This is a genomic window from Ferrovibrio sp., from assembly GCF_017994015.1.
Lineage (GTDB): Bacteria > Pseudomonadota > Alphaproteobacteria > Ferrovibrionales > Ferrovibrionaceae > Ferrovibrio.
In genome coordinates, this window is record NZ_JAGOLP010000027.1 from 33477 (window position 1) to 45326 (window position 11850).

General features: G+C 60.5%; 11 protein-coding genes and 1 tRNA gene. 4 read left to right on the forward strand and 8 right to left on the reverse strand.

From position 1 onward, the window contains the following. The first annotated feature begins 26 nt into the window (after positions 1 to 26). Positions 27 to 1370: an MFS transporter gene (locus KBB36_RS13495; RefSeq protein WP_290981677.1), complete on the forward strand. Its 1344-nt coding sequence runs from the start codon at positions 27 to 29 to the stop codon at positions 1368 to 1370. Here the strand turns inward: KBB36_RS13495 and KBB36_RS13500 are convergent, their stop codons facing one another. The 5 genes from KBB36_RS13500 to KBB36_RS13520 all read right to left on the reverse strand — a co-directional run bounded on the left by KBB36_RS13500 (position 1371) and on the right by KBB36_RS13520 (position 6452). Beyond that, positions 1371 to 2285, reverse strand: coding sequence for a TniB family NTP-binding protein (locus KBB36_RS13500; RefSeq protein WP_290981680.1), 915 nt, complete (start codon positions 2283 to 2285; stop codon positions 1371 to 1373). It lies immediately after the preceding gene. Then, the gene (locus KBB36_RS13505) at positions 2282 to 4216 is read right to left on the reverse strand and encodes a Mu transposase C-terminal domain-containing protein (RefSeq protein ID WP_290981683.1); all 1935 of its coding nucleotides are present in this window, start codon (positions 4214 to 4216) and stop codon (positions 2282 to 2284) included. The genes KBB36_RS13500 and KBB36_RS13505 overlap by 4 nt, the downstream gene beginning before the upstream one ends. Further along, positions 4216 to 4863: a TnsA endonuclease N-terminal domain-containing protein gene (locus tag KBB36_RS13510; protein ID WP_290981686.1), complete on the reverse strand. Its 648-nt coding sequence runs from the start codon at positions 4861 to 4863 to the stop codon at positions 4216 to 4218. Before KBB36_RS13510 ends, KBB36_RS13505 begins: the two co-directional genes overlap by 1 nt. Further along, positions 4860 to 6143 (reverse strand): TniQ family protein, encoded by a 1284-nt coding sequence (locus KBB36_RS13515; protein ID WP_290981688.1) that lies wholly within the window; start codon positions 6141 to 6143, stop codon positions 4860 to 4862. Before KBB36_RS13515 ends, KBB36_RS13510 begins: the two co-directional genes overlap by 4 nt. A 218-nt stretch (positions 6144 to 6361) precedes the next feature. Continuing rightward, a tRNA-Ser gene (locus KBB36_RS13520) sits at positions 6362 to 6452 on the reverse strand. Between the two features lie 94 nt (positions 6453 to 6546). Here KBB36_RS13520 and KBB36_RS13525 point away from each other — a divergent pair. Beyond that, positions 6547 to 6870, forward strand: a complete 324-nt coding sequence (locus KBB36_RS13525) for a hypothetical protein (protein WP_290981690.1) — start codon at positions 6547 to 6549, stop codon at positions 6868 to 6870. Positions 6871 to 6885: 15 nt separating this feature from the next. On the opposite strand, the gene lepA is transcribed toward KBB36_RS13525, so the two are convergent. The 3 genes from lepA to KBB36_RS13540 all read right to left on the reverse strand — a co-directional run bounded on the left by lepA (position 6886) and on the right by KBB36_RS13540 (position 10036). Further along, positions 6886 to 8691, reverse strand: coding sequence for a translation elongation factor 4 (gene lepA / locus KBB36_RS13530; RefSeq protein ID WP_290981693.1), 1806 nt, complete (start codon positions 8689 to 8691; stop codon positions 6886 to 6888). 5 nt (positions 8692 to 8696) lie between these two features. Then, positions 8697 to 9122, reverse strand: coding sequence for a PaaI family thioesterase (locus tag KBB36_RS13535; protein ID WP_290981696.1), 426 nt, complete (start codon positions 9120 to 9122; stop codon positions 8697 to 8699). Between the two features lie 137 nt (positions 9123 to 9259). Further along, complete coding sequence (locus tag KBB36_RS13540) at positions 9260 to 10036, reverse strand: SDR family oxidoreductase (RefSeq protein WP_290981699.1); 777 nt, start codon at positions 10034 to 10036, stop codon at positions 9260 to 9262. A 161-nt stretch (positions 10037 to 10197) separates the two neighbouring features. On the opposite strand from KBB36_RS13540, the gene KBB36_RS13545 reads away from it, so the two are divergent. Continuing rightward, on the forward strand, positions 10198 to 10878 hold the full coding sequence (locus tag KBB36_RS13545; RefSeq protein WP_290981702.1) for a TetR/AcrR family transcriptional regulator: 681 nt from the start codon (positions 10198 to 10200) through the stop codon (positions 10876 to 10878). Continuing rightward, on the forward strand, positions 10879 to 11850 hold a 972-nt coding region (locus KBB36_RS13550), incomplete at its 3' end, for an acyl-CoA dehydrogenase family protein (RefSeq protein WP_290981705.1).

Consider the following 11850-nt stretch of genomic DNA (forward strand, 5'->3'; position numbering starts at 1 on the left):
ATCAGGGGTTGGCGGGAGGCGCTGCCATGCTTCAGATTCTCGCCAACAGAACTTATCGCCATCTCTTTCTGGCGCAGATCATTGCCCTGATCGGCACCGGGTTGGCGACCGTTGCGCTCGGCCTACTCGCCTACGATCTCGCCGGCTCAGAGGCCGGCGCCGTTTTAGGCACGGCACTCGCCATCAAGATGATCGCCTATGTCGGCGTGGCACCGATTGCCACGGCCTTCGTGGAACACCTGCCGCGGCGGTTCATGCTGGTTGCCTTGGACCTGGTGCGGGCATTTGTCGCAGTGCTGCTGCCGTTCGTGACGCAGATCTGGGAGGTCTATGTTCTGATCTTCGTCCTGCAATCAGCCTCGGCAGCCTTTACCCCGACCTTCCAGGCCACGATCCCCGATATCCTGCCGGACGAGCGCGATTATACCCGGGCTTTATCCCTCTCCCGGCTGGCCTACGACATGGAAAGCCTCGTCAGCCCCATGCTCGCCGCGGCCCTCCTGACCCTTATCAGCTTTCATAACCTGTTTGCCGGCACGGTCGTTGGCTTCCTGGTGTCTGCGGCCCTGGTGGTGTCGGTCAGCCTGCCAAGCCCAAAGCCTGTGGAGAAGCGCGGCATCTATGACCGGACAACGCGGGGTATCCGCATCTACCTGGCAACGCCGCGCCTGCGCGGCCTACTGGCGCTGACTCTGGCGGTTTCCGCTGCAGGGTCGATGGTGATCGTGAATACCGTGGTGCTGGTCCAGGCGCAGTTCGGCCTCGATCAGCAGGCAACGGCGGTTGCGCTCGGCGCGTTCGGAGGTGGCTCCATGGCCGCTGCCCTGCTGCTGCCCCGCCTGCTGGACCAGATCCCGGACCGGCGCGCCATGCTCGTAGGCGCCGGCATCCTCGCCGCCGGCCTGGGGCTCGGCATCGCCGTCCCCAGCTATCCGCTGCTGTTGCCGCTCTGGTTCGTCCTTGGCTTGGGCTACTCGCTGGCCCAGACGCCATCGGGCCGCCTGCTGCGCCGCTCGTCCCAGCCGGAAGACCGGCCGGCCCTCTTCGCGGCCCAATTCGCCCTATCCCATGCCTGCTGGCTGATCACCTATCCGCTGGCCGGATGGTTCGGCGCGAAGATCGGCTTGCAAGCCACCTTCGCGGTTCTTTGCTCGTTAGGCGTCATCGCCATTCTGGCCGCCAGCAGGCTCTGGCCGAGCCGGGACCCGGAGGAGCTTGACCATGTGCACCAGGATCTTGGCCCTGAACACCCTCATCTCGCCGGCGGCACGCATACCTCGGCCGGCTATCGCCACAGCCATACCTTTGTGATTGATAGCCATCACCCGGAATGGCCTCTCATGCCCGATAAAGAACGCATACGGGCCTGATCAGGCCTCACTGCGGTTCGCGTTGCCGTTCTCGCTGCGGCGTTCCTGCGGGCGCACCCAAGCGATGCTATCGAGAACATCTTCATTTAGCTGCTCGAGTTTGTGCTCACGTACATAGTCAGCCGCCTTCACCGACAACGCCCAAATTTCTCCCGTCAGCCCGTCGGTCATGTTTATGACTTTCTCACAGAACTTTCTCGAACGGACGGCTTCCAGAGGATCCAACCCTAAGTGCTTCAGGATGCCACCGAGAAACTGCGCGAAGCCCTTATCCGCCTTCCACTCTGGCAGTCTAAATGGCTCCAACCGGTTTCCGAGTTGCTGATCCGACTGGATGGTGCTTAAAGCAAGGTCTGTACCTATAGCGACGATTGGTATTCTCAACTCATTCGAGAGATACCGGATCGTATTGAGAAATTGGACGCGCTTGTCGTGTGGCTTGACGAGTGAATTATGTATTTCATCGATGATAAGCATCTTGATGCCATACCTGGGAAGCAGGTGCAGCACCTGCGCCAACTTGCGCTCCAACCGCCAGGTTTCCTGAAATGGCGCGTTGATACCGCGCAAAACGCCACTAAGCAAGCCGTCTGCCGAGGCATATGGTGGTGCTTGGACGATGAAGACCGGGCGATCATCTGGCACACTACACTCTTCAGTGCTGGCCACACTCTCCTTGTTGATGATGTTCTGGAAATGACGGGCAATAGTTGTCTTTCCGCTATTGGTTGACCCATACAGCAGCATACCTAAAGGCCTGTGGCTTTTTGGCGCCTGCAACAATTCTCGCAGCTTGCGCACCCCCAGGTTTGCTCTTGGATAGGGGATCCAGCAGGGGGGCCGCAAAGCGGCAACATCCATGGCGACGGAGCCTGTGCCCGCAAACATATCGATAGTGGGGTCGGGTTCAGTCATATTTCCTCCGCGACGGGAAAGTCCAGATCGTTGATCGAGTCGAAAGCGTGATCGCGCGCCTGATCCTCGGCTTTGCTGCCGTTGTCCACAACGAGATGTAGCCGTCGCGGCCGCTTGCGCTGCTCTGACTGCTCTTCCTTGCGTGGCTCTGATGCCAGCGTCTGCTTGTTTCTCCGCCGGCGCTCCGCGTCACGGCGTTCCGTCTTGGATGTTTTGGTCTTCTGCTCAGCCTCCTCAATGAGGCGATCAAGTTCTTTATGCGCGTCTATGTTGTCGGCAGTATTCTGGTTCCGCCGCCCTCGTTTCGCTGCCAATTCTCGCGCTCTCCGGTGCTCCCATATTGATATGGGCCGCATCTGCCGGGTTTCCTCGAATATCCGGTGAAACTCACCCGACCTGGGATCGAGAAACCATATGTAGGATATGTCCCTGGGGTCACGGCGAATCTTGAACTTCGCTGAAGACCGGCCTTCAGTCGCCCGGATATAGGGCGTTAAAGCTTCCGATATGTAGGTGATCGAATCCCAGGAGATGCCGTCTCGCTGAATGGTCCGCTCCGTGAAGGGCAGCATCTCGATCGCCAGCCGTGCCGGATCCTCGATCCGATCCTGCAGGCCGACACCTGGCGACCCATCAGAGCCAACAATGCCTGCCTCCCACTTCTCCAGCGGGGTACAGCCGAGCTCGGTATGGGGCCGTTTGTGGTAAACATTCACCATCCAATGGCAGAAAAGCTGCTCCAGCTCATCGATATCGAGGACGGCATTCTCTTCTGAATCATATTCGCCACGCATTCTCGGGTTGGAGAATGTCGTCCCAGGAACATCATGCATGAACGTGTTTATCGTACCGATGAGGCGTTCGATATGTCCGCCATAATGCGGATCCCGCACCACCCGCCAGTTCAGATTGCAGCCATACTGCATGACGTTGATCTTGTAGACTTCGCTTCTGAAATCAGCGCCATTGTCGGCATGCAGATTTCGCATGAAGCCCCAGACCGGCCAATCGCCATTTACCTTGAGGTCGAGAAGCAGGGATTCTTTCGGCAGGAAGGCGCGCCGGATGCACATACACACCGAGAAGGCACTCGGCGCCTCGAATGAAAGGTAGAACCCAACGATCATTCGGCTGAATATGTCGATCGCGACGGTCAGCCAGACCCTCCCAATCGGCTCGCGGGATTTCGAGCTGACGACAGTCATATCCAAGAGCGTGTGATCTATCTGGACATAAGCCAGGGGATAATCGGCTCCGGGATAGTGGCCTTTGATTTGGTCATACTTGTCAGCCGCGGCCTTGGCGCCATGACGGGCCGCCAGCGCACGCCTGGGCGGCAATTCCCGCAGACGCCGGCGAAACGTATTCAGATGCGGCGGTGGAATGGCCAAGTCCGCACATTGTATTGTAAGCCACTTATAGACCTTCTTCACCGAGGGCCGCTTCGGCGACAGGTATATTTCTACGGCCTCGGCCACTAGCTCTTCCTGCCTGGTACCTAGAAACCGCTTGTGCTTTCGCCGGCGGCGGGGCGCTAGATCGGCAAGGAGACGGCGACTACAAAATACATCGACCCAGCGATACAGTGTTTTGATGCCTAGGCCGCTCTGCTTATTCACTGCGGCATAGACATCACCGATCTTGCCGGCCTTCTCAGACGCATCCATGAATTCAATGATCGGGCGGATGATCTCGAAGCGGCGAGTGGCTTCAGCGACATCGCCTGGATGACACATATCCAATGTGCGCGAAGGCTCGGGCGCAGTTTCTGGTAACTCCGCCCAGAGATTGTCGATGCCGGTCTGAACGGTTTCACCGCTGTCCAGAAACATCACCCTCACAGCCGTCGTGCTGGCCGTACCGACGATCCGGCAGGGCCGGCCATAGAGATAGGCCTCCGTACCCTTCTTGAAGGTAGCGAGCTGCTTCATTAATGACGTTCCGCTTGCGTGAGTGAGATCATGGATGACTGGGAAACCAGGACATTCAGATCGACGGACAGTCTTCCGGTCGAGACCAGGTGCCACACTTGAGGAATCGCATAGAGGCGCTCTTCTCTGTTGCCAGCCACCGCGGCTATCAGTTCAGATACCGGCAAGCGTCCTCGCTTCACGGTGAGCAGCAGCCGTGCGCACAGGTCTGGCTTCACTTTCTGGGAACGATACGGGGTAAGAAAATGCGCATTCCGCAGCATCGGGATGCGAATATGGATTTCTGAGTAAATCTGGAATTCCCAGCCTCGCTTACGGGCAAATTCGCGGGCGGCATCGAAGCGAGCAGCGAAGAAGTCCTTCTGCTCCGTTAGTATCTTTCTGGGCTTCACTTCGACTAGCTCTGTATAGCCCGAGGCATGCCGGACTAGGAAGTCGGGGACATACTTGGTCTTCCGGCCCCTCTCATTGATAAACCAGACCTTCTCGGGCTGATCCTGTATCTCGGCATCCGGCTCCCGGAACTTGGTGAGCACCACATAATCGCGCTCAAGGGTAGACTCGAACTCTATGGGATCGTCACCGTTGGCAACCATCCCGGTAATGCTCTGCCTGCCTGGGCCGATCTTTCTGGCTTTCGCTCTCATCCATCCGCCTTCTTGGTCTTGGCCAGCGCTTCGCGCAGCGCCTGATCCACCCAGGCGCCGACATTCTCGCCCGCGTGATGGGCTGCGGCCTTTACTGCCGCCCTGGTCGACGGCGAGACGCCGTCGAGTTTCCAGTAGCGATGTGTGCCATAGGGTTTATGCGGCTTTGCCGGTGCAGCCAGGTGACGAGCGGCATGGAATTTCACCCCAAGGACACCCCGCAGTGCCTTGTAGGTTGGCTGCTCTCCCTCTGCTTCCAGCTTGCCGGCGGCGACACGGATTTCATCCGGCTGAACATGGTGCGTCGAACCGTTCAGATACTGCATCACTGCCGCGGCATAGATGAACGGCACGTCAGCCGGCTGCTTGAACATCATCCAGCGATGGAAGCCTGCAGCACTGCAGGCCTCGGCAAAGCGATGCGGCCAATCTTGCGCCAGCTGCCAAGCCAAGCCGACGAGGATCAGGCGAGTCCTTGGCGGATAGCGCTCTATCTCCTGAAGCCTGGGGATGGCTTCCGCACGGATGTCCGATCCCGGGCCCATCAGATGCCGGCGCAATGGCAGAGCATGGCGGCCAGACGCCACCAGGCGGTAGAGCAGGGCAAATATCCTGAAGAAGAGCACCGGATGAACTGGCCCGGCCTCGCCCATGTGCTGCCAGTCGCCCCGGGTGATCCGTAACAGGCGACGCTGAGGCGCCAGGTCATGCTCATCCACCTTGATCGGAGCGATGTTCCTGAGGTCGAAGCCGCAATAGCCGCACTTGGCCAAGGAAGCGTTGTTCGGAGCCGCCTGGGCGCCGATCGAACTGGAACAGCCAGGGCACCGGTCGACGAGGAGCCGGTGGTGATGGGGACAAGCAGCCACGAACCCCAGGCGCCACTCGGCCCGGAAATAGGGCTCCTTGTCGGCCGCCAGGCATGAGGGGCATACCTGCTGGCCGAAGGAGTGATTAGAGTAGATACGGCCGCCTGGCGGCAGCCAGGCCAGGTTCCCACCGCCATCGTCCCTGCCGAAGACAGCACCTCGCCAGGAGCGCCAGGTGGCCTTCTCCAGGTCGTTACGAGGTACGCCGGTGTGGATCGTAAGGTTGGCGATCAAGTCATCGCATGCATGGCGATCAAGGTCGGCGCCGGCGATGCGCCCACCGGGCAACGCAACGCGATAGAGCTCAGACGGCGATAGGCCATGAGCCCATGCAAGGCGTGCGAACCAAGAGCCGAAGCTCTCGCTTGGCTGCAACTTCACGCCAACCGGCCATCTGCTCGGCAGCTGCATGGAAGCATCCATCTGGATCCATCGCGCATGAGAAAAATGCGAGCGCGATTCGGTACAATTTTACCACGATGGATAGGATGAAATAGCGATTTAGTGGGGCAGTAATGCTGCCGAATTGTCAATTAAGGTTGTCAGAATTGTCAATTAACGTGGTGTTTTGTCAACTAACGTGGTTTCCGACAAACATTGCAACTGGACGATCCGACGGGGGCGGCCAATGGCGGATGGGGTGGGATTCGAACCCACGATACCCTTTTGGGGTATACGCACTTTCCAGGCGCGCGCCTTCGACCACTCGGCCACCCATCCAACGCGGGCGGCACTATACTGGCGCTGCGGGATTTTGCAATTGTCTCCCGGGCTGGATTAAGCTATTGCCAGAGCGGGCTTTTTGGAGGCTGGCATGTTTTTCGGACGGATCATGGGCTGGTTGCTGGCGGGGCTTGGCGTGGTGGCGCTGGGCGGCGACGGCTTGCGCTGGCTGGAAACCGGGATGGCTGCTTTCGGCGAGCTGGGCGCTTTCTGGGCGCAACTCGATTCCGGCAGCCTGGCGGCCTTGCAGATGCTGTGCGAGCGTTATCTGTGGCCGCCGCTCTGGGATCCGGGCCTGGTCAGCCTGCTGGCCTTGCCGGCGGCGCCGCTGCTGATCCTGCTTGGCCTGGGCCTGGTGCTGCTGTTCCGCCGCCCGCCCGGCAAGCCGCGCGCGCGTTTCGGCGCGCTGGCCTGAGGGTGAGTTAACCGCTTACGGCTCCGGCATCTTGAGCGCGGCGATGAAGGCTTCCTGCGGGATTTCCACATTGCCAACCTGCCGCATGCGCTTCTTGCCTTCCTTCTGCTTTTCCAGCAGCTTGCGCTTGCGGCTGATATCGCCGCCGTAACATTTGGCCAGCACATCCTTGCGCAGGGCCGAGATATCCTCGCGCGCCACGATGCGGCCGCCGATGGCAGCCTGGATGGCGATTTTGAACATCTGGCGCGGGATCAGTTCCTTGAGCCGCTCGCAAAGCTGGCGGCCGCGGCTTTCGGCGCGGCCCTTATGCACGATGGTAGCCAGCGCATCCACATTGTCGCCATTGACCAGGATGGTCATTTTCACCAGATCACCGGTCTCATAGCCATCCATCTGGTAGTCAAAGCTGGCATAACCCCGGCTGACCGATTTGAGCCGGTCATAGAAATCGAACACCACTTCATTCAGCGGCAGGCGATACACCACCATGGCGCGGTTGCCGGCATAGGTCAGCTCCTGCTGCCGGCCGCGTTTTTCCTCGCACAGCTTCAGCACACTGCCAAGATGCTCATCGGGCACCATGATGGTGGCCTTGATCCAGGGCTCGTCGATATGGTCGATCAGCATCGCATCGGGCATGTCGGCGGGGTTATGCACCTCCTCCATGTCGCCATCGAGCTTGTAGACCTGGTAGACCACGCTGGGCGCGGTGGTGATCAGATCAAGGTTGAATTCGCGCTCCAGCCGCTCCTGGATGATTTCCAGATGCAGCAGGCCGAGGAAGCCGCAGCGGAAACCGAAGCCGAGCGCCGCCGAGCTTTCCATCTCAAAATGGAAGCTGGCATCGTTGAGCCGCAGCTTGGCCAGGCTTTCGCGCAATTCGGTGAAGGCCGAGGCATCAATCGGATAGAGGCCGCAGAACACCACCGGCACCGAGGGCTTGAAGCCCGGCAAAGCCTGCGCCGCCTGGCGTTTGTCTTCGGTGATGGTATCGCCCACCGAGGTATCGGCCACTTCCTTGATCGCGGCGGTGAAAAAGCCCATTTCGCCCGGGCCGAGTTCATCCACCAGCACACGCTTGGGATTGAAGATGCCGACCCGCTCCACCGGATGCACCGCGCCCGAGGACATGAACTTGATCTTCATGCCCTTGCGGATGGTGCCGTCGATGATGCGGAACAGCACCACCACGCCCAGATAAGCATCATACCAGCTATCCACCAGCAAAGCCTTCAGCGGCGCCTCGCGGTCGCCCTTCGGCGCCGGCAGGCGATGCACCAGCGCTTCCAGCACCAGGTCGATGCCCAGGCCGGTCTTGGCCGAGATCGGCACCGCGTCAGAGGCATCCAGGCCGATCACGTCCTCGATCTGCTGTTTCACACGATCCGGATCGGCGGCCGGCAGGTCGATCTTGTTCAGCACCGGCACAATTTCATGCCGCGCATCCAGGGCCTGATACACATTGGCCAGGGTCTGTGCTTCCACACCCTGGCTGGCATCCACCACCAGCAGCGAACCTTCGCAGGCCGCCAGGCTGCGGCTGACTTCATAGGCGAAGTCAACATGGCCGGGTGTGTCCATCAGGTTCAGCACGTAGGTCTGGCCATCCTTGGCCTTGTAGCTGAGCCGCACGGTCTGCGCCTTGATGGTGATGCCGCGCTCCTTCTCGATATCCATCGAGTCGAGCACCTGTTCGGTCATCTCGCGCTTTTCCAGACCGCCGCAGGCTTCGATCAGGCGGTCAGCCAGGGTGGATTTGCCATGATCGATATGAGCGATGATGGAGAAATTGCGGATCAGGGAAAGATCGGTGGCCACGGTTTTCACCCAAACACGCGGGAAAGCTCGATCAACGAACTTTCCTGCGAAGGAATCTTCATGATGCCGTTGGCGCGCAGGCAGGCGGCGCCATCGGCGGTGATCAGGGCATCGGCGAAGCCCAGATTGCGGGTTTGCCGCACCAGGCGGCCCTTGCCTGCAACCCAGGCGCCGAGCGGCGCCGGGCCGACAAAATCGCCGCCAAGCTGGATTGTGGGCAGGAATTTCTTGCCGCCAACGGCCAGCGAAACGGTGAAGCCCAGCAGCATGTCGGCAAAGGTCATCAGCATGCCGCCATGGCAGATGCTGGCCGGGTTGGTGTGGCGCGGTTCCACCACAAAACCCATCAGCGGCAGGCCGTCATCATCCAGCCGGCCCCAAAGCGGGCCATTCACGCCCATGAAGCCAACGGGCAGGTCGAGCGGCTTCATGCCGGCGGGAATCCGGGACGCGGTCTGAGTTTGAGGCTGTGTCATGGCGCGGGTTTTAGCATTCCGCAGGGGCGGCGGCAACGCGGCCTTTCGGTTGCCGCCACACTTCTGCAAGAATTTGAAAATGAACAGTTTTTTTAGGCTGCCGAGATGCCGCCATTCACACTGATGGTCTGCCCGGTGAGCCGCGCCGCTGCCGGGCTGGAGAGATAGACCACCAGGCTGGCCAGATCATCCGGCTCCACCACGCCAAGCTGGGCCAGGCGTTCGGCCTTGGCAAACAGCTTGCCGGCAAAGCCATCCTGCATCAGGGCGGCATAAAGCGGCGTGTTGCGCACGATGCTGGGGGTCAGGCAATTCACCCTTATGCCGTTGCGTTTGGCCTCAATCGCCAGGGCGCGGCAGAACATGGCGATGCCGGCCATGGCGGCGCCGATGCAGACCTCGCCCGGCGTTGCCACCTTGCCGGCATCGGAAGCGATGCAGATGATGCTGCCGCTGCCCTGGCGCATCATCTGGGGCAGGGCGGCGCGCACCGGCAGCAGCACGCCCGAGGTGATGGCGCCGATCACCGACGGCACCTGTTCCAGCGGCGTTTCATGCAGCAGGCGCGGCATCGGGTCGCCGCCCGCACCACTCAGCAACGTATCGAGGCGGCCAAAGGCTGCCAGGCAGCTATCGATGGCAGCTTGTGCCCCGGCCGGTATGGCCAGGTCGGCGGCAGTGAAGCGGATATCGGCTTCCGGCCAGGCTGGCCGCAGCTCGGCCAGGGCCGCTTCGCCACGCGCCGCATTGCGCCCCACCAGCAGCAGCCGGCCGATTCCGGCTGCCAGCAGGGCGCGGGCGCTGGCCAGCCCGATTCCCGCCGTGCCACCACAAATCATCGCCACTTCGTTCTGCCGCTCCTGGCTCATCTAAGTATCCTCCTTGGTAATTCGCCATTTTTTTGGAATAGTGAACTTACAGTAACTTATGTTTCTTCTATTGCACAGTCGCGTCCCTTGTGTAATCATCGAGACAGATCGGGCAAGATGGCGGCGTTAGACCACCCCTTACCGATTCGGAGAGAAATGCGATGAGCAAGTGGGCCAATGCGGTGCCGAGCCGCGCCGAGCAGAGCGATAACAAGCGGAAAGCCATCATCCGCGAGGCCGCCCGCGTGTTTAACCGCCGTGGCAGCCATGGCACCACGCTGGAAGATGTGGCTGATCGCCTCGGTGTCACCAAGACCGCGCTCTACCGCTATGTGAACAACAAGAACGACCTGCTCTGCGCCTGCCATGAAGAGGCGATGGAAATCGCCAACGAGGCGATGGAGATCGGCGAGCGCGAAGGCCGCACCGGGCTGGAGAAAATCCGCATCGGCATGACCGGCTATCTGCGCACCATGATCAGCGATTTGGGCGTGCCGGTACTCATCCTGGAAGAAAATGCCCTGGCCGAAGGCACTGCCGGCCCGATCATTGCCCTGCGCGACGCTTTCGAAAAGCGCCTGCGTGGCCTGGTGGAAGAGGGCATCCGCGACGGCAGCATCCTGCCGGTCAATCCCAAGCTGGCGGTGTTCATGCTGCTTGGTGCCGTGCATTGGGTGACCAAATGGTATTCGCCGAAAGGCCCCTGGACCGCTGAACAGGCGTCCAGTGCGTTGATCGAACTGGCCACGCGCGGTTTTGCCGCGCAGCCGGGCGATGCGCTGACCAGCGACCTGCATCAGCAGATTGTTTTTCTTCAAGCCACAGAACCAAGAGGCAGCTAGATGAATTTCGACCTCACGCCGGATCAACTGAACCTACAGGCCAAGGTTCGGGAATTTGCCCAGGCGGAAATCGCCCCGGTCGCTGAAGAGCTGGACCGCACGGCGGAATTCCCGACTGAATTGTTCAAGAAGCTTGGCGATCTCGGCTTGATGTCGATTCCGTTCCCCGAACAGCTCGGCGGCATGGGCCTGGGTGTGTTCGATGCCGTGCTGGCATTGGAGGAAGTGGCGCGCGCGGATCAGTCGATTGCCGTGTCCAGCATGGTCAGCATGGCCACCGGCCTCACCCTGTCGCGCTTCGGCACGCCGGAGCAGGTGGAAAAATGGCTGCCCGAGATTGTGACCGGCCAGCGCATGTGCGCCATTGCCGGCACCGAGCCGGATGCCGGCAGCGACACCGCCGGCTTCAAGACCCGGGCGCGTCAGATTGCCGGCGACAAATGGGTGATCAATGGCGAAAAGGCCTATATCACCAATGCCGGCACCGATCTGTCACTGTTCACTCTGCTGCTCACGGTGAGCAGCCCGGCGGATGCCGAAAACAAGCAATACACCCTGTTTCTGGTGCCGAATGATGCGCCCGGCTACACGCGCGGGGCGAAGTATCGCAAGATGGGCTGGCGCTCGTCAGATACGCGGCCGCTCTATTTCAGCGATTGCGAGATTGGCGGCGACCATATCGTTGGCCAGCCGCATAAGGGCCGCTTTGTATTGCACAAGGGCTATCAGGCGGCGCGGCTTTTCCTCGCCACCTGCTCGCTCGGCCTGGCGCAAGCCTGCCTGGATCATTCGATCCGTTATGCGCAAACACGGCGCGCTTTTGGTGGCCCGATTGGCCGCTTGCAGATGATCCAGGAAATGGTTGCCGAAATGGCGCTGCTGGTGGATAGCGCACGCCTTATCACTTATCGCGCCGCCTGGGGCGTGGATAACGGCCATCACAATCTGATGGACCTGTCGATGGCGAAATAC

Coding starts and splice junctions, on each gene's coding strand:
- KBB36_RS13540 (WP_290981699.1), bottom strand. CDS start 10,036: ATGAGCCAGGAGCGGCAGAACGAAGTGGCGATGATTTGTGGTGGCACG.
- KBB36_RS13535 (WP_290981696.1), bottom strand. CDS start 9,122: ATGAAGCCGCTCGACCTGCCCGTTGGCTTCATGGGCGTGAATGGCCCG.
- KBB36_RS13495 (WP_290981677.1), top strand. CDS start 27: ATGCTTCAGATTCTCGCCAACAGAACTTATCGCCATCTCTTTCTGGCG.
- KBB36_RS13500 (WP_290981680.1), bottom strand. CDS start 2,285: ATGACTGAACCCGACCCCACTATCGATATGTTTGCGGGCACAGGCTCC.
- KBB36_RS13545 (WP_290981702.1), top strand. CDS start 10,198: ATGAGCAAGTGGGCCAATGCGGTGCCGAGCCGCGCCGAGCAGAGCGAT.
- KBB36_RS13505 (WP_290981683.1), bottom strand. CDS start 4,216: ATGAAGCAGCTCGCTACCTTCAAGAAGGGTACGGAGGCCTATCTCTAT.
- KBB36_RS13525 (WP_290981690.1), top strand. CDS start 6,547: ATGTTTTTCGGACGGATCATGGGCTGGTTGCTGGCGGGGCTTGGCGTG.
- KBB36_RS13515 (WP_290981688.1), bottom strand. CDS start 6,143: ATGCAGCTGCCGAGCAGATGGCCGGTTGGCGTGAAGTTGCAGCCAAGC.
- KBB36_RS13510 (WP_290981686.1), bottom strand. CDS start 4,863: ATGAGAGCGAAAGCCAGAAAGATCGGCCCAGGCAGGCAGAGCATTACC.